The sequence below is a fragment of the Peribacillus frigoritolerans genome (assembly GCF_004358755.1).
Taxonomy (GTDB): domain Bacteria; phylum Bacillota; class Bacilli; order Bacillales; family Bacillaceae; genus Bacillus_P.
In genome coordinates, this window is record NZ_SMZY01000003.1 from 809741 (window position 1) to 836665 (window position 26925).

23 protein-coding genes, 1 pseudogene and 1 riboswitch are annotated in these 26925 nt (G+C 43.2%); of the genes and pseudogenes, 4 read left to right on the forward strand and 20 right to left on the reverse strand.

The features are described from left to right. Window position 1: 1 nt before the first annotated feature. From E2R53_RS17405 to E2R53_RS17425, 4 genes are all read right to left on the reverse strand, one after another. Window positions 2–865: an EamA family transporter gene (locus E2R53_RS17405; protein ID WP_133312976.1), complete on the reverse strand. Its 864-nt coding sequence runs from the start codon at window positions 863–865 to the stop codon at window positions 2–4. Window positions 866–949: 84 nt separating this feature from the next. Continuing rightward, window positions 950–1645 carry an AraC family transcriptional regulator gene (locus E2R53_RS17410; protein WP_133312977.1) on the reverse strand — a complete coding sequence of 232 codons (696 nt, stop codon included), beginning with the start codon at window positions 1643–1645 and terminating at the stop codon, window positions 950–952. A 359-nt stretch (window positions 1646–2004) separates the two neighbouring features. Beyond that, window positions 2005–3504 carry a malate:quinone oxidoreductase gene (locus tag E2R53_RS17420; RefSeq protein WP_133312980.1) on the reverse strand — a complete coding sequence of 500 codons (1500 nt, stop codon included), beginning with the start codon at window positions 3502–3504 and terminating at the stop codon, window positions 2005–2007. Between the two features lie 326 nt (window positions 3505–3830). Further along, the gene (locus E2R53_RS17425) at window positions 3831–4022 is read right to left on the reverse strand and encodes a hypothetical protein (RefSeq protein ID WP_133312982.1); all 192 of its coding nucleotides are present in this window, start codon (window positions 4020–4022) and stop codon (window positions 3831–3833) included. A 484-nt stretch (window positions 4023–4506) separates the two neighbouring features. On the opposite strand from E2R53_RS17425, the gene rluF reads away from it, so the two are divergent. Together rluF and E2R53_RS17435 are read left to right on the forward strand one after the other, a co-directional pair. Next, complete coding sequence (gene rluF, locus E2R53_RS17430; RefSeq protein ID WP_070878879.1) at window positions 4507–5214, forward strand: 23S rRNA pseudouridine(2604) synthase RluF; 708 nt, start codon at window positions 4507–4509, stop codon at window positions 5212–5214. Window positions 5215–5459: 245 nt separating this feature from the next. Then, entirely contained in the window at window positions 5460–6674 is a 1215-nt protein-coding gene (locus E2R53_RS17435; protein ID WP_133312983.1) for an MFS transporter, read from the forward strand. A gap of 314 nt (window positions 6675–6988) precedes the next feature. Here the strand turns inward: E2R53_RS17435 and E2R53_RS17440 are convergent, their stop codons facing one another. Together E2R53_RS17440 and E2R53_RS17445 are read right to left on the reverse strand one after the other, a co-directional pair. Then, window positions 6989–8341 (reverse strand): amino acid permease, encoded by a 1353-nt coding sequence (locus E2R53_RS17440; protein WP_133312985.1) that lies wholly within the window; start codon window positions 8339–8341, stop codon window positions 6989–6991. Between the two features lie 129 nt (window positions 8342–8470). Beyond that, a riboswitch (glycine riboswitch) is annotated at window positions 8471–8546 on the reverse strand. 129 nt (window positions 8547–8675) lie between these two features. Beyond that, the gene (locus tag E2R53_RS17445) at window positions 8676–9899 is read right to left on the reverse strand and encodes a helix-turn-helix domain-containing protein (RefSeq protein WP_133312987.1); all 1224 of its coding nucleotides are present in this window, start codon (window positions 9897–9899) and stop codon (window positions 8676–8678) included. 123 nt (window positions 9900–10022) lie between these two features. Between E2R53_RS17445 and E2R53_RS17450 the strand changes: the two genes are divergently transcribed. Next, window positions 10023–11318 carry an MFS transporter gene (locus tag E2R53_RS17450; protein ID WP_133312988.1) on the forward strand — a complete coding sequence of 432 codons (1296 nt, stop codon included), beginning with the start codon at window positions 10023–10025 and terminating at the stop codon, window positions 11316–11318. 423 nt (window positions 11319–11741) lie between these two features. On the opposite strand, the gene E2R53_RS17455 is transcribed toward E2R53_RS17450, so the two are convergent. After that, on the reverse strand, window positions 11742–12386 hold the full coding sequence (locus E2R53_RS17455; protein WP_133312990.1) for a GNAT family N-acetyltransferase: 645 nt from the start codon (window positions 12384–12386) through the stop codon (window positions 11742–11744). Window positions 12387–12454: 68 nt separating this feature from the next. Here E2R53_RS17455 and E2R53_RS17460 point away from each other — a divergent pair. Next, a pseudogene (locus E2R53_RS17460) lies at window positions 12455–12886 on the forward strand (SDR family NAD(P)-dependent oxidoreductase); the annotation flags it as partial. Between the two features lie 189 nt (window positions 12887–13075). Here E2R53_RS17460 and E2R53_RS17465 read toward each other — a convergent pair. The 13 genes from E2R53_RS17465 to yycF form a co-directional block, all read right to left on the reverse strand. Beyond that, a complete protein-coding gene (locus E2R53_RS17465; protein ID WP_133312992.1) occupies window positions 13076–14236 on the reverse strand; it encodes a Ger(x)C family spore germination protein in 1161 nt (386 codons plus the stop codon). Continuing rightward, window positions 14236–15693, reverse strand: a complete 1458-nt coding sequence (locus tag E2R53_RS17470) for a spore germination protein (RefSeq protein ID WP_133312993.1) — start codon at window positions 15691–15693, stop codon at window positions 14236–14238. Before E2R53_RS17470 ends, E2R53_RS17465 begins: the two co-directional genes overlap by 1 nt. Then, window positions 15659–16786 (reverse strand): GerAB/ArcD/ProY family transporter, encoded by a 1128-nt coding sequence (locus E2R53_RS17475; RefSeq protein WP_133312994.1) that lies wholly within the window; start codon window positions 16784–16786, stop codon window positions 15659–15661. The genes E2R53_RS17470 and E2R53_RS17475 overlap by 35 nt, the downstream gene beginning before the upstream one ends. A gap of 531 nt (window positions 16787–17317) precedes the next feature. Beyond that, window positions 17318–17746, reverse strand: coding sequence for a 2-oxoglutarate dehydrogenase E1 (locus tag E2R53_RS17480; protein ID WP_133312996.1), 429 nt, complete (start codon window positions 17744–17746; stop codon window positions 17318–17320). A gap of 305 nt (window positions 17747–18051) precedes the next feature. Then, window positions 18052–19149 (reverse strand): L-dopachrome tautomerase-related protein, encoded by a 1098-nt coding sequence (locus tag E2R53_RS17485; protein ID WP_133312998.1) that lies wholly within the window; start codon window positions 19147–19149, stop codon window positions 18052–18054. Window positions 19150–19322: 173 nt separating this feature from the next. Next, on the reverse strand, window positions 19323–19802 hold the full coding sequence (rlmH, locus tag E2R53_RS17490) for a 23S rRNA (pseudouridine(1915)-N(3))-methyltransferase RlmH (protein WP_133312999.1): 480 nt from the start codon (window positions 19800–19802) through the stop codon (window positions 19323–19325). An 82-nt stretch (window positions 19803–19884) separates the two neighbouring features. Then, entirely contained in the window at window positions 19885–20040 is a 156-nt protein-coding gene (locus tag E2R53_RS17495) for a CxxH/CxxC protein (RefSeq protein ID WP_070878890.1), read from the reverse strand. A 60-nt stretch (window positions 20041–20100) separates the two neighbouring features. Continuing rightward, a complete protein-coding gene (locus E2R53_RS17500) occupies window positions 20101–21321 on the reverse strand; it encodes a S1C family serine protease (protein ID WP_133313001.1) in 1221 nt (406 codons plus the stop codon). A 102-nt stretch (window positions 21322–21423) separates the two neighbouring features. Further along, a complete protein-coding gene (locus tag E2R53_RS17505; protein ID WP_133313003.1) occupies window positions 21424–22218 on the reverse strand; it encodes an MBL fold metallo-hydrolase in 795 nt (264 codons plus the stop codon). A gap of 6 nt (window positions 22219–22224) precedes the next feature. Further along, window positions 22225–23031, reverse strand: coding sequence for a two-component system regulatory protein YycI (locus tag E2R53_RS17510; protein ID WP_133313005.1), 807 nt, complete (start codon window positions 23029–23031; stop codon window positions 22225–22227). Continuing rightward, a complete protein-coding gene (locus E2R53_RS17515) occupies window positions 23018–24364 on the reverse strand; it encodes a YycH family regulatory protein (protein ID WP_165971025.1) in 1347 nt (448 codons plus the stop codon). The genes E2R53_RS17510 and E2R53_RS17515 overlap by 14 nt, the downstream gene beginning before the upstream one ends. Then, a complete protein-coding gene (walK, locus tag E2R53_RS17520) occupies window positions 24354–26198 on the reverse strand; it encodes a cell wall metabolism sensor histidine kinase WalK (protein WP_133313009.1) in 1845 nt (614 codons plus the stop codon). Before walK ends, E2R53_RS17515 begins: the two co-directional genes overlap by 11 nt. Window positions 26199–26203: 5 nt before the next feature. Then, entirely contained in the window at window positions 26204–26908 is a 705-nt protein-coding gene (yycF, locus tag E2R53_RS17525) for a response regulator YycF (protein WP_070878896.1), read from the reverse strand. Window positions 26909–26925 lie beyond the last annotated feature (17 nt).

Here is a 26925-nt window from a genome sequence, read left to right on the forward strand (position 1 = left end):
CTTATTCCTTAGCTCTTAAAAACACCAAAAACCCAATTCCCGCCAATAAACAAGAAACGCCCGCCCAAGAAACAAAATCAAGCTGCTCCCCAACAAGCAGCACACCCAGCAAAGCAGCGGTTAAAGGTTCTGCCAATGCGAGCGTGACCGCTGTTGAGGACGGAACGCAGTAAAGGGCTTTAGCAAAAAGAAGGTAGGCAATGCCCGTCGCCATAATGCCCAAATGGAGACTTACCGCCAGCCCCTCAGGCTCCGCAATCCAACTCATGTCATATAGAAAGAGAAACGGAGATAAAAAGACCGCACTGAGAGTAAAAACAACCGCTACAACCGATAAAGAAGGATAATTCTGCACAAGCCGCCTGCTGACCAGCGTATAAACAGCAAAGGATAAACCGGCCCCGAGAGCCATGACAATCCCGGATGGGGCAGCACTCATTGAGTCACTATTCGTAAAGAGCAAGATACATCCAAAGATTGATAGAAAGGTTGAGTACCACCAGCCTCTTGATGGATTTTTCTTCAGCACCAGCCACTCCAGGGCACCTGACAAAAGTGGCGCGCTTCCAATAGCGATAACAGTACCGACTGCCACTCCGGTCAGTTGAACCGCTGTGAAAAATAACGGCTGATAGGCAGCCATACATAAAGCTGCCGCGAATGTCACTTTGATTGGCCAATTACGCAGATTTAACTGACCGAACATTAGAACAATAATCAATAAGGAGATACCTCCGACCGCAAGACGCGCCGCCCCGACAGCAATTGGATGGGCAGCTTCTGGAGCATAAGTCTGTGCCGTACCGGTCGTTCCCCATAATACGCCTGCGAGCAGGACCAACAGCGGAGCCATTTTTTCCTTCATCGTTTTCACCCCAATAAAAAAGAACCTATATCATCATCATAAAGAAGAACAGACCGTTTTTCTTTACCATGTTTAAGGTTCTTTTTATCCGATATTCATTTTTCTGTAGGCTTTAGGAGAAATGCCCTCGCTGCTTGTGAACCATCTCGTAAAGGAAGAAACATTCTCGAACCCTACCTCTTCGCTGATGCTTGATATTGACCAGGAAGTCCCTATTAACAGCCGCTTTGCTTCATTCATCCGCAGCTCAGAGATATAAGCCTTTGGACTTTTTCCAGTTTTCTCTTTAAACCAGGCTGAATAATAGACAGGATGATAATGTTCGATCTCCGCCAGAGTTTCCTTTTTGATCGGACGCTTATAATGCTGATGAAGATACGTAATGGAAGGAGAAAGGGACTTCTGCAGTTTTTGAGCTACATATCTTGTGAGTTCGTTCAATCCTCCCTGATGGCTGCCGGCCTCTTCCAGCAGCAAAAACCGGATGGAGGACCATTGCTGATCAAGCTTTAGGTACATACTCTCCGTTTTGCCTTGCAAATAATGAGTTGGAATGTCCAAGATCAGAAATTCATTCCTGTCCGTGGAACGATAGAGATGAGTGAAGTCTGGCGGTATGTAAAAGAATGTATCTTCACTAAGGTTGAGCTTCTGCAGGTCTGTATGAATCTCCAATGAGCCCTGCAATGGGAAGAGAAACTGCCCAAAATCGTGCTGATGCGAGTGAAATTCTCTGGAATAGGTTCTTTTTTCGCAAATGACCTGACGGCTGCTCTCCACTTTGGCTCCCTCCTTTTTATCTTATTATATAATGAACATCCAAATTGGAGTCCCCTGTAAACCAATTTCTATTAAACCTATTCAATAGATGAGGTGTTCACTCATGCAGCTTCAGCAAATTGGATATCATATTCATATCCTTCTCTTCCGATTGGCCAGGAAGAAAACATGCCTCTTCATCTGCTCGTGCAAATCCTGAAAGGAGCAGCCACAAACAAGATCCAGCGCAGCGGCTTCCATGAAGCGGATATCTGTGGACTCCTGAATGATTGGCCGAATAAGTATATTACAAAAACAATGTTAAAAAGCTGCTGAGAGATCTCAGCAGCTTTATGTGAAAAGGTGTCACTTGTATTTCCTTAACTATAAACCAGTTCTTTTTGACTTAGACCAAGCGTCTGAGCTGTTGAAGTATGAATTTCTTCAAAAAGCGCCGGGTTGTCCACTAGTGACACGCCGTAAGAAGGAATCATTTCTTTAATTTTCGGTTCCCACGCTGTCATATGCTGAGGGAAGCATTTTGCAAATACCTCAAGCATCACGTGAACGGCAGTAGAAGCACCAGGAGAAGCGCCGAGCAAGGCAGCGACTGAGCCATCAGCGGCACTGACAACTTCCGTGCCGAATTGCAGCGTTCCTTTACCGGCCTCAGTATCTTTGATTACCTGTACACGCTGACCCGCTACCACGATATCCCAGTCCTCGCTTTTGGCAGTAGGAATAAACTCCCGCAGTTCATCCATGCGCTTTTCATTCGATAACATCACCTGCTGGATCAGGTATTTGGTCAACGCCATCTCTTTTACGCCTGCCGCAAGCATCGTGACGACATTATTCGGTTTTACAGAACCAATCAAATCTAAATTTGAACCTGTTTTTAAAAACTTCGGCGAGAAGCCGGCGAACGGTCCAAACAGCAAGGATTTTTTGTTGTCGATATACCGTGTATCAAGATGCGGAACAGACATTGGAGGAGCCCCAACCTTCGCTTTCCCGTATACTTTTGCATGATGCTGCGCGACTACCTCCGGATTTTTGCATACTAAAAATAGTCCGCTTACCGGGAATCCTCCAATATGTTTTGACTCAGGAATACCGGTTTTTTGCAGCAGTGGCAGACTTCCGCCCCCGCCGCCGATAAAGACGAATTTGGCAGTGTGATGCTCGACGGTCCCGCTGTCGATATTCCGCACTTTCAATTCCCACGAACCGTCACTGGTCCGTTTCATATCCTCAACACTATGGTTGTAGTGCATTTTAACATTTTTTCTCTTTAAGTGATCAAACATCATGCGAGTTAGAGCACCAAAGTTAACATCCGTTCCAGAGTCGATTTTTGTTGCCGCTATCGGCTCTTCAGATGGACGGCCACCCATCATAAGCGGAATCCATTCCTTCAGTTTTTTAGGGTCATCGGAAAATTCCATTCCTTGAAACAGAGGATTTCCTGACAACGCTTCCAATCTCTTTTTCAAGAACGCTACATTTTTTTCCCCTTCGACAAAACTCATATGAGGAATTGGCATGATAAAGTCCTGCGGATTGCGTATCAGATTTCTGCTGACAAGATACGACCAAAACTGTCTTGAAAGCTGAAACTGTTCATTCACCTTTACAGCTTTGCTAATATCTACCGATCCGTCTGATTTCTCAGAAGTATAGTTAAGCTCACACAGTGCAGCATGGCCCGTACCCGCATTATTCCATTCATTAGAGCTTTCTTCCCCTGCGCTTGCGAGCTTCTCAAACACCTTGATATCCCATTCCGGTGCCAGCTCTTTCAGTAACGATCCCAAAGTCGCACTCATGACTCCGGCACCAATCAAGATCACATCTGTTTTGTTTTGTATGCTGCTCATAATACCCATCCTTATCCCCTGTATTTGCAAAAAACGAGCAGGCGCCTGCGTACGCATCACAAAAAGCCAGGCACCACCTTAGAACATACCTTCACTTATAACCATATCATAGTCTATTAATTATAGATTAAATTTTACTATTATCTGATAATTATAAACTATTTTATGCTTTTAAAAAAGGAAGAAGTTCCTCGAATAGGTCCCAGCTGCAAAAAAACAAGGCCGCAACTCCGCTTCTAGCATGGGTTAAGGCCTTGTTTTGCGGTTATCAGTGAACCGATTTATGTAAAATACTAACTAGACTATCATCTCTGTACAAAAAAGACTTACCTTTTAGGCAAGTCCAGCGCCTGATAATCAAGCTGATATTTTCCGCCTTCTGCAACCTCTGCATGGTAAAGAGCTTTGAGTGCAAAGTTTTTCTCAAGGCTGAGGTCTTTCATCAGTCCATTCAGCTTGTCTTGCAATTCCGGGTTTTCTTTAATCAGCTGTTTCATCTGTGATTTGAAATATTTCATACACTATTCACTCCTTTTTATTTCAGGCTGTATTCGCATAGATGGTTGTTTTCGATTTTGAATGTTGTCCGTTCCTTTCCGCTGCAGGAACTTACTTTCTGCGGGGAGCATGGGAGCCTCCTCGGCTTTTTGCCTGTGGGGTCTCCCAATTTGCTCTATTTCCCGCAGGAGTCAAGTTCCTTCCGCTGCAATCCACATAAGTTTTTAACATTTAGTCTTACAGCAACAATTTATACGAAAGGAGCCTTATTTTTTCTCAAAATCCATTCTTACATACAGTTCTTTCAGAAATATTCTGATTTATATAGAGCTGCCTTATAGGAAAATTTCATTATTAGTGAATCTGAACACAATCATAAGTCATTAATTGAAAACAAACAATATCAAAGAACAGCATTTGCAGTTATTCAAGTCGGTACTTGAGAACATGGTGATAGTTGAGGTATTCTTAACTATACAATTCTCACTTAAGGCTGTGATTAGTATGCGTATTAATAAATTTATTAGTGAATCCGGAAAAGCGTCCAGACGAGGCGCCGATAAATTAATTGAAGAAGGAAGAGTCACGATCAATGGAAGAAAAGCGAAAATAGGAGACCGGGTTGAGCCAGGGGACGATGTCCGGGTGAGCGGGAGCGCTATCCAAGTGTCTAGAAATAATGTTTACATCGCGCTCAATAAACCTGTAGGCATTACCAGCACAACAGAAAAAAACGTAAAGGGAAATATTATTGATTTGGTTAATCACCCCTTGCGAATTTACAATATTGGACGTCTCGATAAAGACTCAGATGGGTTAATCCTCCTCACAAACGACGGAGATATTGTAAACGAAATTCTGCGTGTCGAAAATGCACATGAAAAAGAATACAACGTTTCGGTAGACAAGCCGATCACTCCTGAATTTCTGGAGAAAATGGCAAGCGGCGTGAAAATCTTAGGGACTAAAACACTTCCTTGTGAAGTAGAACAGCTTTCCAAATATGACTTTAAGATCATCCTAAAACAAGGACTGAACCGCCAAATCCGCCGTATGTGCGAAGAACTCGGATACCAGGTTTTAAGACTGCAGAGAGTCAGAATCATGAATATCCATTTAGGAAACCTTCCGCCCGGCCAGTGGAGAGATCTATCGAAAAAAGAACGCACTCAACTATTCAGTGAATTAAACTACGAGCCAAAAGAATGGTAAAAACAGAGGATGAGCTGAAGCTTATTAAAAGCCCTGCTCATCCTCTAATTTTTTGCATTCGATTTGTTAGTCTTGTTACTTCTTATTTAAACGAGCGTTTAAGAATGCTCTAATTACTATTTTCCATAGATGGAAATAATAAATGGCACTTACCTTATTAAGCGTAAAAATGAATTATGGTATGATAGTTAAATTGTTTATTTGCCATGCAACACATTTATGTACATCTAAGAAAAGAGGTAATTATGGACACCATAGAATTGACTAAGCGGCATTGGCTGCTCATATTAACACTTGCTTTATTAACATTTGTACTCGGGACAAGCGAATTTGTTATCGTCGGAATCTTGACCGATATTTCCTCGAGTCTTCATATAACAAATTCAAAAGCAGGCACACTTGTTTCTGCATTTGCGATTACGTTTGCCGTTGCCACACCACTCGTCATGTCAGCAACAAGCCATTTTCCAAAGCGCAAATGGATGTTGTTTTTGATAGGAGCCTTCATCATTCTGAATGCTTTGTGCGTCATATCCTCAAGCTATATCCTGCTCCTTGGACTTCGAATGATGACTGCGATTGTAACAGGGGTTTTAATCTCACTTGCCATGATTGTTGCCAGTGAAACCATGCCGATCGCAAAACGCGGCCTTGCCATCTCATTTGTTTTTGGCGGTTTTACTCTAGCAAACGTGGTCGGAGTTCCAATAGGCACTGTCATCGCTGATTGGTACGACTGGAATGCAACCTTTTTGTTAACCACTCTTCTTGGGGTAGTTGCATTTTCAGCATCTTTCTTCGTCTTGCCTGATTTGCAAAGGCAAGCCCGAAGTTCGATGCGCGATCAATTCTCTCTGTTGACACACCCGCGAATCTTAATGGCTTTTTTCATCCCGTCTCTTGGATTTGGAGCAACGTATGCCGTTTTTACCTATCTCGTTCCAATCCTGAAACAGATGGAAGCGCCAAGCGGTTCAATCAGTCTGATCTTGTTCGGCTACGGATTTATTTCGATTTTCAGCAACATACTTGCCGGTAAAATTGCCAGCCACAATGCAATCGGACGACTCAGGTTTGTTTTTATCGTGCAAGCCATTGTCTTGATCAGTTTATATTGGACAACAAACAATTTGATTTTCGGATTGGTTAACATTGGCCTGATGTCATTAATGGCCATTCTTTTAACAACATCCACCCAGCTTTATTTGATAGACCTTGCCGGTATTTATCAGCCAAAAGCAACAGGACTCGCCGCTTCATTGATGCCAGTCGCAAGCAATGTCGGTATCGCTTTTGGCTCCGCATTAGGCGGAATCGTTTATCATCAAGGGGATTTGATGAATGTGACATGGGTCGGCGGACTGGTTGCCATCTCCGCAAGTCTCCTGACTTTCCTAAGCCATCGCTTAGACCAAAAACAAAAAGACACCACCAGTAGACAGAAGCTGCGGACGTCTTGATAGATTTGTCTAAATAAAATCAAAAAAAGAAGTACCAAGAACGGTGAGATGTTCTTTGGTGCTTCTTTTTTGATTCATTCTAATTGCCTTTTAATAAAGGAAGAATTTACATTGGAGTCTGAGCCTCAGTTCACGGATTAGATCACTTCCGGTCTCCCGCTCCAGTCAGGATGTGCGATTAAACGCGGATTAGAACACTTATATTCTCCTGCTGCAGCCGGGATGTGCGATTAAACTCCGATTAGAACACTACACATTCCTTCTACATCCTAGAAAGTGCGCTTAAATTCAAATTAGCACTTGCGCCCCTTTCGTTATGCTCTATTAATGGATTTTCTTTTAAATTGAAACAAAACATACAGCAAAATAAACCATACAGGTGTCAGCATCATCGCCGGACGGGTAGCATCCGCAACGAGCATCACGATCAGAATCAGCCCGAACAGCGCCAGCACCGCGTAGTTGATGAACGGTGCAAACGGAGCTTTGAATGCTGATGTGGCATGCAGGTCCTCACGTGTTTTCCGGTATTTAATATGGCAGATCAAAATCACGCTCCATACCCAGATAAAGCAGATGGCACTGATTGTTGTCACGATGCCGAAGGCCTGCTCGGGAATCAGCTTGCTGAGAAGTGCACCCGCTGATACGACTGCAGCTGACAGCCACAGCGCATTGCCGGGCACATGCTGCTTCGTCAGCTTCCTGAAGGAGGACGGCGCCTGGTCACGTTTGCTTAGCGTAAACAGAATCCGGCTTGTCGAAAACAGCCCGCTGTTGCACGCAGACGCGGCAGACGTCAAAACAACAAAATTAATGATTCCCGCCGCAAGCGGAATGCCGATCAGGCTGAACGTTTTCACGAAAGGACTCTCTGAAGCATTCAATTCGGTCCACGGATTGATGCTGAGCAGGACAATCAGAGCGCCGACGTAGAAAAACAAGATCCGGAGCGGAATTTTGTTGATGGCAGACGGAATGTTCTTTCTCGGATTGGACGTTTCCGCCGCCGACACACCGACCAGTTCCACCCCGACAAACGCAAACACAACCATCTGGAACGAAAGCAAAAATCCGCTCATTCCGTTTGGAAGCAGGCCGCCGTGCTCCCACAAATTGCTAACCTTAACGGTTCCTGCCTCTGTCTGGAATCCCATCACAAGCAAAATTATCCCGGCCACAATCAGCGCGAGAATCGTCACCACTTTAATCAGCGCAAACCAGAACTCCAATTCCCCAAAGAGCTTCACCGTCAGCAGATTGAGCCCGAGCAAAAGAAGCAGGCACACAAGCGCCGGAACCCACTGCGGAATGTTATACCAATACTGCACGTATACACCAACCGCAATCACATCGGCCATCGCCGTCATGATCCAGCAGAACCAATACGTCCAGCCTGTCACAAACGCCGCCCACGGCCCAAGATAATCTTCCGCAATATCCGTAAACGACTCATAGCCCGCCTTTGACAGCAGCAGCTCCCCAAGCGCCCTCATCATAAAAAACAATGCAACCCCGACAATCAAATAAGCGAAGATAATCGACGGTCCCGCAAGCTGAATCGCCTTGCCCGAACCCAAAAATAACCCCGTCCCAATCGTACCGCCAATCGCAATCAGCTGCACATGGCGGTTCGCCAAATCCCTCTTTAATTCCTGCTGTGCCATTCTGAACTCCTCCTTCTAAGATGTAAAAAATCCAATAAAAAAAGAGACTGGAAGAATCCCAATCTCTTTTTGAAGAATACCAAAATAGCATTTGCCGCCCCGTAAAAACGAGTACCCCAAACCCCAATTCCATACTCTTCTGTCCTTTTGCCTGAGATTGTGAACCCTTCGGCGCCGCCGCGGCGGTCTCTCCAGAAGCTGCTCCGGCTGTAGTGTGATCCACAGCCATCATAGCTTGCTTTATATTAAATTTGAGTATTTCTGAATAATGATTAATTGTAGGGGGTGGGGGTGGGTTTGTCAATGAATATAGGTTATCTTCCTATTAGCAGGTTTACCCACCCATTCCGCCCAGCTCATCATACGTCTTCTTACTAAATTCCTTATAAGGCGAATCCGGCATCGCCTTAAACTGTTTCACCGCTGTCCCCGCTGCCGCCAAAGCTTTTTCTGAATCCCCAAGCTTTTCATAGCAAAGAGCTTTGTACGTATTGCTCAAATAAAACTGGGACAAATCAAACGGGTGGTGATGGTAAGGCGGAACTCCCGCCTGATCCAAATAGCGGATCGCTTCTTCATATTCCCCAAGTCCGTGCAGAGCTTTCCCTTTTTCAAGATAGAACCATTCCTTGAACTTCAGGGTGGACTCAGCATCCGCCAAGTACGAATCGATGATCTCCAGGGCGGAATGGTAATCGCGCTTGACCGAAATGAGGGATTCGATGGTAAAAATGTGATAGCTCAGCCAGGAGCCTTCATCCTCTGAGAATTCAGCATACTGCTTCAATTTCAGGATGTAGTAGTTATACAGCTCTGCGTCCTCAGACATTTGGGCGGAAGCAGCCGCCAGCCGGTACAGATCATCGATCAGGTAATACGTTTTATTCTCTTTTGAAAAGGCGATCGCATCATTCATCACGCGCTTTGCAGACTCTGTGCTGCCGACTGCAAAGTAAAAAACCGCTTCATGATAATCGAGATCAAGCCGCGTAATCGGGTCGATATAGGCAAACCTTCCTTCGATCATTTTCCGCTCCAGAAGCAGAACCTCCAGCGCTTTTTCATAATGGTGACGGATAAAATGAACAATACTCCGGAACAGCCCGATGCTTGCCCGCTTTTGAGTAAGGTTCATCTGCTCATACAGGGCCGCCGCTTTATCAATTGAATTCTTCCAGTCTTTCTTCTCACGGTACAAACTGCGCCCGTAAAGGTCAAGCAGCCTTGCCGCTTCATATCCCTGATTGAGTTTATGGATATGAGGCTCAATAAGCTGAATGAGTTTTTCATACTTATCGGCTGGATCTTCCATGTTCATGCTGTATCCTTTCTCTGCCTCATTCAGCACTTCTCTCAGCTCAACCACATTCACCTCATTCACAAGCTGAGACACATCCACCTCAAGGCGCTTCGCGATATAGGCCAGGCTTTCCATGGACGGATTCGCTTTATTGTTCTCAATCAGGCTGAGCATCCCTTTCGTAAGTTCGGATCCCGCAAGCTCTGCAAGTGTCAGCTTTTTCTGCTTCCGCAGCTTTCGTATTCGTTCCCCAATCATGGTTAACACCCCAATTTTTCTAATTAGTTTAATTTTATTAAACTTTTGCTTGAAATGGAAGAGCAGAGTGCGGTATAATTTGTTTAATTAAATTAAACTTTTTTTATTTTTGGAGGGTTTTTAATGGATGAAATAAGAAAATTGAAAATGGCGACCTACCATTTGTTCACCTTCACCATCAGCAAGCTCATCTCAACGTTCGGCGCACAGGTATATGCCTTTGCCATCAGCTTCCACATTCTGCAGATCACAGGATCGGCCACAAGCTTTGCCGCAAACCTGCTCTGCAACATTCTGCCGCGGACGCTGATTTCACCCATTGCAGGCTATGTCGCAGACAAATACTCACGGAAAAAAATCGTCATCCTCGCACAGATCTCGACTACCCTTGCCATCAGCGGACTTCTTTACGTAAGCCTGATACACGGGCTCTCACTGACCGCCATCTACATCACAACCAGCATCCTTGCCATCGCATCCACTTTTTCTTCCGTCACATTCTCGTCCTCCATCACCGGCTTAGTCGACGAAGCACGCATCCAGCGGGCAATGTCACTGAACCAGATGGCCATGTCCTTCGCCTCCATTGGAAGTCCTGCAGCCGGAGGATTGTTGTATGGAGCCGTCTCAATGGAGACCTTTCTGATCATTTACATCGCCGCTTCCATCGTAGCCGTACTTCTTGAATCCACCATGAATTTCACCCTTTATGCAAAGCGAAAAACAGAAGGAAAGGCCAAAGAATCCATGTGGCAGAGCATGAAAGCGGGCGTAAGCTATTTGAAAACGAAGCAGGTGCTGATGACCCTGATCTGGCTCTGCCTAATCGTCAATTTCCTGTTCGGTGCCTTTGAGGTAGGCTACTCCTACGTCCTGATTGAAAAGTTGAACCTTGCGTCCCGGCATTTTGGATTTACCCAGGGAGCCTTCGCCGCCGGCATGCTCGTCCTATCTATCTACTTCTCAGTCCGAAAAGAAGTTAAGTACCCGTTTCTCGTCTCAAAACGCGGCATACTCGCCATCGGCATCATCCTCGGAGCCACTGCGCTGCCATTGATGATTGATCTGTCCTACTGGGCCATCTTCACCTTTTACATGATTCTCATGTTCAGCTTCGGCGCCATGATTATGATCATCAACACTCCGATTCAGGTCATGATTCAAAAAATGATCGAAGACGACTACAAAGGCCGCGTCTTCTCCCTTATCGAAACGATGGCCATGGCCCTCATGCCGCTCGGAATGATCCTATTCGGATTCCTGTACGACGCCGTACCGGGGCAGTACATCCTGATTGCCTCTGCAGCAATTCTGATCGGTGTGGTTGTCACCCTGGCAAGGCCGAGTGTGGTAAGGAAGGTGCATCCTGAGCTTGCCGGGGGAAAGAGAGTATTGTCTGAAGCTGGGACGGCTGTGTGATAGAATAACAAAAATCCAAAAATAGATGTCTATTTTTGGATTTATTGAGTGGTTCAAGGTATCTCCCGCTTTATTATCCATTAACTCCCGCCAGTTCGCGGGCATGATCTGCAAGTATGCCCTCGTTCATGTAAAAGATGCGGTCGGCAATGGCTTTTGCATCGGCGACGTCATGTGTCACAAGAATAGAAGGGATACCGGTCTTCTTTAGTTGGCGGGGAAAAGCTGCGAGTTAGTTAAGAGAAGGGGTTAGGTGTAATACAAAGTAAAAAGAAGTACCAAGAACGGTGGGGAGTTTTTGGTACTTCTTTTTTTGTATTTTTTGTATTAAGGCTATTTTGGTATTCAGGAGCAGATTGAGAATAACATAACAAAAATCACCTTTCAAACTCCAGATAAAGCATTTTGGGTGACAGGGACTGCTTAAAACTCTTCTGATTCCGCTTCCTTTACAATCTTCAGGAAGGAAGCGGGAGCAGATGCAAACGTTAATCCGTTCCAAGCATCTGAAGACAAGTAATCCTTCATAATTGGCAAACAGGCATCCAAATCGTTTATCCGATGTCCAATAACCGGGTCTGTAAGCAAGGAAAAACCAATATCACTGTACAGCTTGATGGCCCGCAGGCTACCGGGGTGTGTATGAAGAAAAACAGGATAGTCTTCTTTTCCTGCTTGTTGTTTCATCACAGCCGTCAACAATGCTCTTCCAAGACCTTTCCCTTCCTGTTCTTTCACTATTTTAAACCAATGGATAGTGGAAATTTTTCCGTAAGCTTTCCAGATGAAACAAGTTCCGACCGGACGATTCTCCTTGTCACAAATGAAGAGGCATCGTTTAAAAAATTGCTCTTCCTTTCCTCCATAAACTTGTTGAAAAAATTGATTCATAAATCCGTCATAGCTTGCAGCATCTTCTGCAGAATCAAACTGCATCCTTTTCCAAATCGCTAATTCCTCCGGCCTGCAGCATCGCAAAGTATAATCAGCAGGTATATCTGAAAAAGCCTCTCGGCGGACCTCTTTGCATATCATAAACAAACTCTTATCTTCAATTTTTTCCAGCAAGTACTTTTCTCCTTTCTCGTTTTTTATTCATTTTATCAGTAATGACCTAGTAGATGTTCAGTATTTTTTTCGGCGGTTTTCTTGAACTATCACCCGAAGAATCGGAAAAAATAATAAGTGGGAATGTAATGGGCGTTTACAATGTCACACGTGCTGTTCTCCCTGAAATGACTGAAAGAAAAACAGGGGATATTGTGAATATCTCATCCTCAGCCGGACAAAAAGGAGCACCTGTCACCAGCGCCTACAGCGCTTCAAAATTTGCAGTATTAGGTTTGACTGAATCATTAATGCTAGAAGTACACAAACACAATATCCGTGTTACTGCCCTTACTCCGAGCACAGTAGCCACTGATTTAGCCTATGATACTAACCTTATCAATGGAGATCCGGAAAGGGTTATGCATCCAGAGGACCTCGCTGAACTCATTGTTTCCGGATTAAAACTAAACCGCAGAGTATTCGTAAAAACAGCTGGATTATGGTCGACGAATCCATAAAATATTTATTCATATAAAATAAAAAGGATAGATGAACAGGAGCGTGATAACTGTTTTAATCTATCCTTTATGTATTTATCCCAATGTGACCTTGGATTTGGAACAAGGTAAGCCGCCTTTACGGATCTGTCTCAATTCTGAAACTGATTTTTCTTTTTAAAACACACGGCGCACCAATCACTGTGATCCTTATAATTCCCCCTCTACACTCGGTTTGAATTTATAGCTGTTGAAATGCAGGATTTGTGCGCTGACTTTTACCTCTGTAAGAGATTCCCGATCAAGGTAAAAGGCGGGGTTCTCCTTTAATTTTTGAAACTGCTTCGGGTGCTTTCTGTACCATTTCTCTCCTGCATTCAGGATATCCAGTTTGTTGTCCAACCCTTCATAGTAGACGGCTTCGACTTTTGCTTTTACAGCTTCTTCTATCTGCTTTTTCAGAGATTTCAATGTCAGGTCCTGCTGTATTTTTTCCAGGAGATCCGCACTGACGGAAACTTCTATAGAGAACTTTGGCATTTCTGCCGTTTCATCGTACTTGATTTTCATCTTCGGCTCCCCTAGCTTGACGGCAGCTAGAAGCTTCCCATCCTTTTCCACCCTTTGATCAATAGAGATTCCCTTCTCCGTCAGCCAATTAATGATGACTGCATGCTCTAAAGGAATGTCTTTTTTATATTCCTGGTGCTGAAAGGCGGAAAATCCATTGAGATACAAGACCGGATAGTCCTTATCGGCTTTCCAGCTGCTTTCATCAATTTTTACAGATGGAATTTTTGCCGTCCCCATCGGTTCATAATAGTCCCGCAGAAAATCCATCATCGTAATCGCTTTTAATTCATTCTCTGCCATTTGACTGAGTTTCTCCTTAAAAAGAACGGTGTAAATGGCAGGGTAATTGAAAAGAGCCGGTATATTTAAGACTTCCTCAATTTTCTCTTCCGTTGTAAGTACCTTCATGGTCGGCCGCAGGGAACGGTTTCTTCCGACTTCCTCCAGTATTTCGGCTGACTTGCTCTGAATGAGGCGGTTTGTTAACAACAGGGTATTGACATGGCCGAAGTAAAGGGGCGGTTCGGATTTCCCGTAGAGCTTGCTAACGGCCAGATTCATGGTTTCTCCTCTTGCCGTGGCGATAAAAATAGGAACTGGATCCACCGACTTTGCACCCTCCTGCTTTGCGACATTGGCAAAATTCAGCCCTTGTAGGTATACCACATATTCGTTCTCTGCCTCATCAAAATCCATGCCAATTGCCACAATGTAGGTAAGATCTTGGATATTTTTCACCCCTGTACATCCTGTAAGAAATAGTACACAGCTGAGAATGACTGCTTTCACCTTGGCCATTATGACTGGTCCCCCCTTGTGGGATCGTTCGGACTGGTGGAGGTCGTTCGGGCTTTATAAAACTGGATGGGTGCCTTAAGGAATGATTTAATGCCCTCCTTCAAGCTAATAGGAGCCAATGAACCAAAGTATGGTGCGCCAAAGGACGTCAGGGTTGAAAAATAAAATACGATTAAAATAAACCCTAACACTACGCCAAACAATCCCAGGAAGGTACTAAGGATGATTGCGCCGAATCTTACGATGGTAATGGCAGAGCTAAGCGATTGATTTACCAGGGTGAAGGAGGAAATATAGGTAATGGCCGCAACGACCAGCATTGTCGGCGAAGTCAAACCAGCCCTGATGGCAGCATCCCCCACAATCAAGCCTCCCAGAACGGCGACTGTCTGCCCAATTGCGCGCGGCAGACGCACTCCCGCTTCGTTAAACAGTTCAAAAAGAAAGAGAATGACAAACATTTCAATGGGTGCTGATAATGGCAGTCCGAACCTTGAGACAGAGATGGTTGCCACAAGAAGATAAGGAATCTGCTCAATGTTAAAGGCGGAGAACGCAATCCAGATGCTCGGCAAAAAGCCGGATACGGTGATTCCTATGACTCTGATGATTCGCTCCAACGACACATAAGCGTAGTTGATATACGAGTCTTCAGGAGATTTGGTCTGCAGCAGCAAATTGATTGGCGCATACGAGACAGTGGGATTGCCATCGACCAGTAGGGCAAATCTGCCCTGGTTTAATACCTGTACCACAAAATCTGGTCTTCCAGTAAAATCCATCGTTGGAAAAACAGAATATGGCGTGTCCCGGACGGTGGATTCCAGTTCATGAATACTTGTCAAAAGATCTAACTCTACCTGATTCAATCTTTTACGAACTTCATCGAGTACGTTTGGATCAATGACATCATCCAAGTACATAAGGGCCACTTTTGTATTGCTTCTTTTTCCGATTGTAAACTTCTCAAGGCAAAGCGAAGTTGTATTGAGCCTTCTTCTGATTAGGGAGATATTCGTTCGGATATCTTCTACAAACCCATCCTTTGGTCCTCTGATGGACGTTTCCAGCGACGATTCCTCCGGCTGGCGCTTCGGGAAATCGCCTGCTTGAATACTTAAAATCCTATCTTCGATAAGGAACAGCACTTTGCCTTCAAAAAGCAGCTGAGACAGGTCGTCTTCCGCCTGACAAGTAACATCCTCTGCCTGAAATCGTGCCTTGATCGTCTGCACTACGGTTCCTTCATGGGCTTCTCCAAGTTTCGGCAAGATCGATTGGTTCATAAAATTGCTGTCAATTAAGGTATCCAGATAAATGAGTTCAAAGCTGCCGATAACCGTTTCGTGCTGCTTCCAAACCAGATCCTGACTTTTCGAGAATTTCTCCTTCAGTCCCGCTGCTTTCTCTGCTATGCTCTCCTCACCCTGAGGAGTCGATCCTTGTGTCATTGCCATGCTTTTCATCCCTTTTTTTGATTACGAATATGAGTAGCGCTGATAGTAGTATCTGGATTAAAAAGAATGCCATGCATGCCGGTAAAAAGTAGTGATAAATGACTTGAGTAAACGAATAAGTGTCCACATCGATCATAATCGCTGCAAATAAGATCAGATACATGATGATGACTAGCTTGGCATTCAGGCGGTAATGCTGTTTTTTCTTTGTTAAAAAAACTCCAAGCAAATACATGAACAAGCCTATACGGATGACAGCTCCGCTCAGCCACTGATACAAAGCAAAAAAATCAAGATGGGAGATGTAGTCCCCAATTTTCAGGATACGCCACTGTTCATAGGCTGGATAGCGGAAGGTGACTGCTTCCGTTGGCCCGAATTCCATAATGGCAGCGGTAAGAGGACCGAGAATCAACCCGATCAGGATGATCAGAAGCACAAGCAGCTGATAGAACTTGATCCGTGCTTGGGAAAAGGGCTGCAGGAGGATGACCAGGTAGATTTCAAGCAAACCTGACAGCGTGTAGATTGTCCCTTTTATAACAGGCTCATAACCATCTGCAAGCAAAGGAAACAGAAGCTGCGGGTCCTTCACACTGGTGTTTGTAATGGCTATGAAAATGCCAAAAAGAATGACCAGCGGCAGAAGAAAGCCGCTGGATATCGCCATCGTTTTTATTCCGGCCCAAGTAACGGCACAGCAGACAATAATAAGCATGATATTAATCATCAATAAAGAGGCATCCGCGAGAAAATAAGCGTTCAGCCAAATGACAAGATCCTTAAAGGTCAAATACGAACTGCAAAACAAAAAAAGAACGACCGGAAGCGATAAAATGGCGGAGAATACCTTGCCAAATCGATTCCTGACCATACTGAAAAAACCTTCATCCGGACAATTTTTCACAATGTAGGAAACAAGCCATAAAAAGAATAAGGCCACCGGACAGCACAAAAGGACACTCAACCAGCTGTCCCTTCCTGAAGCGGTCAGCAGATTTGGGATGAGAATCACATGATTAAGAAGGCCAGTGGATAATATCAGGAGCGTAAACAGCTGTCTCGGTATAAGGATTTTCGTTAAACTTTGCATAGGCATCTCCAGGTTATACAGATTTACCTTTTTATGGTTGCCGAAGGGTTGGTTTATTATGTGAAAAAGAAGAACTAAGAACGTTGGAGTGTTCTTTGGTCCTTCTTTTATCATCACTATTCTTACATAAATTTCCTCACTATCTGCTTCTCCTATTTACAACATGGTTTTTCGTGAGCCACATAAATGAGTTTTTCTACTAAAGCCAATTAATTGTCTATAGCGAATAAGTTTATAATGATTTTTTTGGAGGATATAGGAGTTTGAGTGGAATAACTTTAAATGATTTAGAAAAAAACTTAAAAGTGTAAGAGTTGAAGGCTTTATTATTAAACAGGGGAATAAGCAAATATTGAAAACTTGATGATTAAGAAGGTTCAAGACAAACCCGCTAAGGTATATTCTATTACCAAGAGTATCATTTCTATTTTTTCTCTAGATATTTCTGGATTAATAAATTTTAAGAAAAATACAATTTAGCCGTATGTTATTCCTATGTACAAGTGAACTACGGCTTACCTCCATCGCCTTTCATAATAAATCAGTTTCCCATAACCCAAGCCGGCCTTTTGCTGGGATACGTTCATTCAAGATCTTCATGTCTTGAACCTCCCAAGCATATCCTCCCACATTAAAGTCTCCCAAAAAATAATCATTTCCTGATACGATTTGTCCATTTTCCAGGACTGCTGATGTCTGATTATTTTCAGTTATCTTCAGACAATTTTCAAGCCGGCCTACAGCAATGATCATTCCGGTCGGAAGGGTTTCTTCTGTATATCCATGCTTACCGAGCAGCGAACGGATGGCCACATGCCTGCAGGCAGCCTTATCTATTTTTTTACTTGTATGAATGGCCAGCGGCCCGCGATAATTTGTTTTCCATGACCTTGTTTCAAATTCATTCTCTCGAAGCACAAAAAGACTTGCCCAAGGCTGAATCATAGATAATACCTTCATTCTCCCGGCCACCAATCTATAAAGTTTCGTTTGTCTTATCGTGTCCGTAGAGAAGAATATTATTAGCAAAAAGGTTTAATTGGAATTCGGAAACCAGATTTATTGAAATTTCACATTTTCCCGTCCTTCAATATTTGGTTTTAAGTGAACTGGTCATAAAACCTAACCACTAGTCCAGTAACAAATATCGTTTTTTAACTAGATATTATCACTCAAATGAGGCTGATTATATTTGCACCTGACCCTCAGCGCACTAATACGTTAACGTGGTGAGGGTCAGGCCCTCACTATCACGTTTAAGATTATTATGAAAAGGTAGGAGCAGGGAATTCATCAATTCTCATACGAAGTAAACTATATGGTTTTTCCCGCAGGTCTCTTCCATAATGAAATCTCGCCTGCCGGTGTAATTGATTCACAATGACATATAAGTATTGATCGGGGCCAATCGAAAAAGTATCCGGCCATAAAATTCTCGGGTCATGTGCGATGGTTTCCATTGCGCCATTCGGCAATATCTTCCGGATACTGTTGTTTTCATAGTCTCCCGCATAAACGGTTCCTTTTGCGCCGGTGATCATTCCATCAGACGCACCTTTTTCCCCCCAATACTGCACATATTGGGATAAATTCATGTCCTGTATCCTACTGTCTCTTAGGGCTTCTGTTGAAATTGAGAACAGTTGACGGCTGGTTAGCGGAGCATAAAATAAAACCTTTCCATCAGGAGAAATCGCTAAACTATCGGAAGCCAATCTAAATGGGAAAGTCGAGCCGTCCGGGTTTCGATTCATCAAAATTTCACCTTCTACTTTCGGTAAAAAATAGGGATCAGGTGAAGTTGATATTGCCCCATTTAACCGTCTAAACGCGTCCCCATTTTCTAAATCTACGACGATAATAGCCCCTGGCCCTCTGGAAGAAGAATCCGTTATATATGCATAGCCTGCTCTTCCAACCCGAAAATCCAAACGGACATCATTCAGATAAGTTGTTGGCAAGACAACATCTTCTGTAAAGGTATATACTCTCCTTATTGTATTCGTGCTTAAATCAACAGCAACTAATTTTGCTCCCCCTTGAATAGGTTCAGAAAAATTTGGTGCCCCTGTATCTAGTACCCAAAGTGTTCCTCTTCCATCAGCAACGATACTTTGGACACTGACGAAAGACATCGTAATATTTCCAGTGTTAACCAAATTTGTTTCTAAACTGGGATAAGGCTGCAATTCACCCTCAACAATTTCCGTCACAGTAAATTGAACGTCGTCTCCCCATTTCGGAAAGCAAACAAAAATACGACCGGTTTCGGAAACGCTGACACCTGTAGGCATAGCCCCATAAAAAGCATGCACCAGTTCAAACTGCCCAAAATATTTTTCCATAGGTAACATAGGTTGCATGATATCCTCCTCATCAAATCCGAACGGATATCAACTATATATGATGAAATTTTTTTGTAGTGCCTGGTTCTTGATAAATTTTTCTATCGTGATGGATGCTGTGGATTTCAACTTCCCATTATTAAAAATGCTGGTTTTATTAACGCTAGAATGAAATTATTTAAGAACCTCATTCACTTATGATACGGTTCACCCCGATTAATCCGAAAAGCCCTATAAACTTGCTCCACTAAGATAAGTCTCATTAATTGATGCGGAAACGTCATCTTCGAAAAAGACAGCGTATCATTCGCTCTCTTCATAACCTCATTACTCAACCCCAGCGATCCACCAATCACAAACGCCACTTTACTCTTACCATATGTAGCTAAACGATCTAAATCAGCAGCAAGCTGCTCAGACGATTTCATTTTCCCTTCTATCGCCAGCGCAATGACATGAGTGTCATCCGAAATCTTCGAAAGGATGCGCTCGCCTTCTTTTTGCTTCACCATTTCCATTTCGGATTCGCTGAGGTTTTCAGGTGCTTTTTCGTCCGGGAGTTCGATGATATCTACTTTTGCGTATGGTGTTAAACGCTTTAAAAATTCGTCGATTCCTTGTTTTAGATATTTCTCTTTTAACTTTCCGATTGTACAAATTGTTATATTCACAGGCTATCCCCACTTAAGAACAGATTACCAACAGATTTTATCCACATTTGTGCACAACTTATCCACATTTAGTGTGCGAATATTAGTTCCCCACTATATATACAGCAGGGTTTGTGCACAATTCACAGGTTGTGGATAACTTGTTGATTTCTCTGATTTTTTCGATTTCTGGCGCAATTTCATGCTCGTCTACATACATATCTATCGCTAATTCGATGTGTTCTTCACAGCATTTCATAGTATTCCTCCGTTTATCCACAATGTGGATTTATTCGTACAAAGAAAAAACAGGAGAAACTTACCCCTCCTGTTCTTCTCCAAGCTTCAGCTTCACTGATTGTTTTTTCCCTTCGCGGTAAAAAACAAGTTCTACACTTTCTCCAACAGCTTTCTTATATAACTGTTTTCGAAGGTCGATGATATCTTTTAATTCTTTACCGTCAAATTCCGTTATGACATCCATCTCTTTCAGTCCAGCCTGGCCTGCCGGTGATACTGGATTCACACTCATGACCACTACACCTGACTTTACTTTTTCCGGAAGCTTCAGCGTTTGCTCCCAATGGTAGCTTGATACTTCATTCAATGATCGCATGCCGATGCCAAGGAATGGGCGTCTTACTTCACCATACTTTTCTAAGTCATCAATGATTGGAGCAGCAAGATTAATTGGAATCGCAAGCCCGATGCCTTCTACGGCTGATTGAGCAATTTTCATTGAGTTGATGCCGATTAATTTTCCGTCAATATTCACGAGCGCTCCGCCGCTGTTTCCAGGGTTGATGGCTGCATCTGTCTGAAGAACTTCTGCGTTCCAGTCAACCTCGCCGTCATTATTGGAATCAACGGGAATCGCTCTTTCTGTACCGGAAATGATGCCCTGTGTGACAGATCCTGAAAATTGAAGGCCTAAAGGATTACCGATGGCAATGACGGGTTCTCCAGGCTTCACATTGTCTGAATTTGCAAATTCCGCAACCTGCTCCACAGGTTTGCTTTCTGTTCTGAGAACAGCCAGATCCATCAGCTCATCGCTTCCAAGGACTTCAGCAGGTACACGGGTTCCATCACTTAAGCTAAGTTCAATCTGAGTGGCTCCGGCGATGACATGATAGTTGGTGACTACGAAAGCATTGCCGCCTTCTTTTTTGTAAATGACACCTGATCCTGTTCCCGCTTCGCCTTTTTCATTCCAGAAGCCGGCTTCCTGTATATTCACCACGCCAACAACTGCTTTTGAGACTTTGTCGACAGCCTGCGTAACAGCTGTGCTTACATCGACTGAAATGTTTTTGGAAGGTTCGGTTTCGTTCGGAGTCTGGTCCTCGCCAGTTTCCTCGTCGTCATCTCCTAAAGCCAGGTCATATGGAAGGATGTCCATATTCGCAAGCACCGGAATGGAGAAAATGACGAGAAGCCCTCCTAAAATAGCGCCAAGGAGGCCTGGCAGGAACTTTCCGCCCCGGTTTCCTTTTTGTTTTCGACTATTCTGTTCATAGTCCTGATCGTAATACCCCATCGCTTTTTCACCCATCCTTTCACACAAACAAACCCTGTATGAATAGTGTGTATATCTTAGCAATATTATACTCAAGGATATCCAAAAAAATCTATTTTTATATCAGACAGTCACGAGGGGTGTTGGGTTTTTAGGATCTGTATCGTACAGTTCAAACTGTTCGCCGGACATGAACCCTTTGCTTGCAAGCGTCTGCTGTACAGACATTTTGGCTAGCTCTTTCATATTGTTGTCTTTACTTAAATGTGCCAGGTAAATTCTTTTTGTTTTGTCTCCGATCACATCAGTCATTGCAAGGGCAGCATCTTCATTTGATACATGGCCGACATCACTCAGAATCCGGCGTTTTACACTCCACGGATAGTGACCCATTCTGAGCATGTCCACATCATGGTTGCTTTCAAAAACAAAGGCATCCGCGTTATCAATGATCCCCTTCATTCTGTCACTGACGTATCCTGTATCCGTAATTAATGCCAGCTTCTTGTCTTCATGATGAAAAGCATAAAACATCGGCTCAGCAGCATCGTGTGACACGCCAAACGATTCTACATCGAGTCCTCCAAATGATTGAACGGTGCCCGTCGGGAAAATAAACTTCTGATCGGGATGAATGGCTCCGATCAATCCTTCCATTGCATGCCACGTTTTCTCATTTGCATAAATCGGCAGCTTGTACTTTCTTGCAAGAATCCCTAAACCTTTAATATGATCGCTGTGCTCGTGGGTAACAAGAATACCGGATAACTGATTGATCTTTTTTCCAATCAGCTGAAACAGCACTTCCATTTGTTTACCGCTGAATCCCGCATCAACGAGCAATGAATGCTGATCTGTTTCTATATAAGTGGCATTGCCCGTGCTTCCGCTTGCGAGAACACTGAATTGCAAGCTCATCGTTTCTCACTCCAATTTTTCATTAGAACGGATCACTTGTCCTTCTAATGCATTTACGTAATAATCCTCTTTTTCATTCACAACGATATGCCATGTCGGTGCCAATATCTGTTCTCCTGATAAGGGAAAAGGTGTATAGTAGCCAAATTGCACATCTGTTACTTTGCTGTTTGGCTTTAAATCATTTTTATTGTAGAGAGCCTCCAGTGCCTTAAGGGCAGGGAGGGTGTCCTGTCTTTCTTCCAGATCCTCAATATTTTCAAGCATGGTCTGCTCATAGCTGACAATCTGATTCTTATCATTTAGATAAAGGGTCAGCATTCCGATGTTCTGATCGGTAGAAAGATCCTGAAAGACCATTCTATCATTATATGTTTGAATGTAGACGATTGTATTTTTTACCTTATCCGTCTTCCATAGCGCATATTGATCTCCGTAAAGGATGTTCTCGCGGACAATCTGATTCAATTTACTCTGGGTATTGGTCTCAGGCAGTCCAATCGGCTTTTCAAATTCAGCTTTTAATCCGGTGAGGTTATTTTCAACATTAAGAATCTCCTGATTGGATAAAGACTTCAGTTCTTCTTCAGAGAAAACCTTGCTTTCAGCTGAAATGTAAGCACCTTTTTCATTTCCTTTAGGAAGCTCTACATAAGTAATTCCTTCGGCTGCAAGCTGTTCTTCAACTGTTGCTTTTTGAATCACATCATACCTGCTGTTTGTAATGATAATATTAAAATATTGAATCGCTAAAAACGTATTCAGAACGAGAAATGCCAGTATAAAAATGGATTTCGTCTTACTCCAATCCATCGCTGTTACCTCCAAGCGTATCATTTCCTGCCTGCAGCTTAACAAATTGGCCGCTTTCGGTTTCTACGTACCAGTACGGCTTAACGGCAACAATTCTCGGCTCTGCTGTTGCAGACATTTCATAAGCAGGAAATACCCGCTTCACATTTTCTTTTTCAATTGTCTTTCTCTGCTCAAGCAGATTGATGACTTCTTTGCCATTTGGCATTTTCACTGCATTTGGAACAAATTCTGCATCCAAATCATATAGAGGGCGCAAATAGGTCGCAATTTCATTGTTTCCCCATCGCATCGAAATCTCAGTAGGTCCAAACGTGTTAGTGTTATTTTCAAACACGGGAACAGAGTCAACCATCAGACGGAATGAGACGAGCTGGCTGTCGGAATCCATGTTGAAAAACTGATAATCATCTGTCCAGCCGCCATGATTATTTAAGAACTCTATGCTTTGTTTCATAGCTTTTCCCCGTTCAATAAACATGCTCGGATCAATGGTCGGATTAACAAATCTTAATCTCTCCTGGCTTGGATAAACGGTCAGCAGGCTTGTTCCATCTGTATAGACGTTTTGGGTAGGTTTCATTTCTCTTCTTACATAGCTTGGATTTGTAAAGAGCGCCTGTTTAAAATCCTCACCGCTGATCGAATTAATAATATACTTCATCTGGTTCAATTCAATCTTGCCCTCTGGCAAAAGCAAGTTCTTATCTTCTGAAAAATCGATTGAAATGTATGGATCCAAGTTTTCCTTTTTTTCAATGATGGAAGCAATGATGGTTCTTGCATTTTCATTGCTGATAGATGCCTCATATACGAGTCTTTGTTCGACAGAAACAAAAATGATTTTTTGCGGCTGATTGGCTTTTGCCTGAGGCAGGACAATCCGGTCAAAAGAAGAGTAGATGGTTTTCTGCGATTTATATTGAAAGATAGATTGAAAGATTTCAAACGGAATTTTGTCACTGAAAACAAATTCTATTTTTTTCGATTCGCTTTTCCCATTCAGCCACTCATCAAGCTGATCAGACGTGTATCTGCTTGAAACATTTTTCACTTCGCTGATATTCCAGTTACGCAGCTGATTCCACAGGAAATCAATATTTTCAGCTTTAAACGTTCCGTAATGTTCGGCGTTTTGATGGACGAACATCTGATAAGGGCGGATCACGTTAGCCGGCTCATTTTTCACTTGACTGATAGGTGCATTTTCTAGATACTGGCTATTTTGTATGAAGTCATAGTTAGGCTTAAAGGTCCACAGGTTATAAGTAAAAAACACACTGCAGCAGACAAGCAGCACTAATATGACTGTTTTTGCTTGTTCACGTTTCATCCCAATCATCCTCTTGATCCCGGGTAAATGGAAGAGTAAACAAGATCGTTGTTCCTTTGCCTTCCACACTTTTTGCCCATATTTCCCCATCATGCGCGCCAATCATCTCTTTTGCTATAGCAAGGCCGAGACCTGTTCCCCCGAGCTTTCTTGTCCGCGCTTTGTCCACACGGTAAAACCGCTCAAATATTTTGTTCTCGGTTCCTTTTGGAATTCCCATTCCCTGGTCTGTTACGCTGATTTGAAGCTTATCCTCTTGCACTTCAACCTTAAACGTAATCAGACCGCCCTCTGGCGAATATTTGAGGGCATTTGAAATAATATTATCCAGCACTTGTGTAATCTTATCCGGATCAATGTCCACATACAGTTTTTCGTCAGGGAGCTTGCGCAAGAAGGTCACGTGCTGTTCCTTTGTCATCTCAAACCGGTCAATAATTTGATTAAAGAAATTAGTAAAGTTAATCCATTCTTTATTGATGCGGTAATCTTTGCTGTCCAGTTTTGAAAGCTGCAGCAAATCATTTACAAGACGAATCATCCGTTCTGTCTCATTTTGAGTGACGTTTAAAAACTGAGGAGCAATTTCTTTATCTTCCCAGGCTCCATCGGCAAGTGCTTCCAGGTAGCTGCGCATCGTCGTAAGCGGCGTTCTTAGTTCATGAGATACGTTAGCTACAAATTCGCGTCTTTCCTCATCAATTTTTTCCTGTTCCGTAATATCATAAATGACAGCAATCAGACCATTATTTCGTTTCTGCTCTTTTTGAATAACAGAGAAGTTTACTCTCAGGATGTATGGCTTATCCTCAGTGCTTGCATCTAAAATAAGGGAGTCCTGCTGCTCAATTAAACTATCAAACGTATACTCGTCTTCAATTCCGAGTATTTTCGTAATCGGCACCTCATAAACGGTTTCACGTGAAACGTTAAGCATTTCCAAGGCCGGATTGTTGACCAAAATGACTTCCCCGGTCCGGTTCGTTGCGATGACGCCATCCGTCATATGCGCAATAACAGATGCTAGCTTTTTACGTTCTCCTTCAGTAGAGGCCTGAGCTTCTTCAAGTTTATCTGTCAGATTATTAAACGTAACTGCAAGCTGGCCAATTTCATCCTCGCCGTAAACTCTGACTTTCCTTGAAAAATTACCCTTGGATAACTCAATTGCCTGCTTTCTCATATCAGACATTGGCCTGGTAATCGTACGCGCAAGAAAAACACCTAATGCTGCGGTGATTGCCAAGGAAATACCGGTTCCTGTGGCTAAGATTCCATTGATAACCCTCATCTGGGAAAATACTTCTTCCATCGAAGCTACAAGATACAGTGCTCCGATGGTTTCTTGGTCAATATTTTTAATAGGAGTTGAGGAAACCCATACACGCCTGCTTGTGTCACGTTCTATATAGACTTTTTCATCCGGTTTTTCGAATACAAGCGTCCGTTTTACAAGAACTTCTGTCGTCCGTTTTCCAATAATATCGCTATTATTAGGATCAGACGTAGCAATCACACGGCTATTTTTATCAATGACTCTGATTTCCTGGATTTCATCCTTTGCAAAGTCCTTTAATATCGCAGTGATGTCTTCCTCAAGTGTAGGAAGGGTGCCTGATGGATCTTCTGTCCGCTCTTTCGTCATTTCCTGTTCAATGCTGTAATTAATAAAATTGATTCTTTGCGTAATGGAGGTATTGAAGTTCTCTGTTAAAGATCTTTCTAGCTGCTGCACAAAATAAACTCCGATGATCTGCATAGCAATCATAATCAGGAGCACATAAACCATTACAAATTTGAAATGGATCGATCTAAAAAAACCTACTTTATTCATGAAACCTACTCCTGTTCAGGGTTTCGCAAGTAATACCCGACACCTCTTCGTGTCACAATCCAAGTCGGATGACTCGGGTTATCTTCGATTTTCTCCCTTAGTCTGCGCACGGTCACATCTACAGTGCGGACGTCACCAAAATAATCATAGCCCCAAACGGTTTGAAGGAGGTGTTCACGCGTCATAACTTGTCCAATATGTTTAGCTAAATAATGAAGCAGCTCAAACTCACGATGAGTCAGTTCAATCGTTTCACCGCGTTTAGAGACGACATAGGCATCCGGATGAATCGTCAATGAGCCGATTTCAATTTCATTTTTATCTGATTGCTGTTCTGGAGGAAGAGCCTGCAACCTTCTTAAATTCGCTTTTACACGCGCTAAAAGCTCTCTCGTGCTGAAAGGTTTAGTAACATAGTCATCTGCCCCCAGTTCAAGTCCAAGCACTTTATCGATTTCAGAGTCTTTCGCTGTGAGCATGATAATGGGGATTTCATATTTTTTTCGGACTTCACGGCATACTTCCATTCCGTCCTTATTCGGGAGCATAATATCTAAAAGGATGAGATCAGGCTGAATTTCTTCTACCATTTCAACTGCTTCATTTCCATCGTAGGCACAAAATACTTCATAGCCTTCTTTTTTTAAGTTAAATTGCAGAATGTCTGCAATCGGCTTTTCATCATCAACAACTAAGATCTTCTTTTCCATGGCCAATCGCCCCTTTT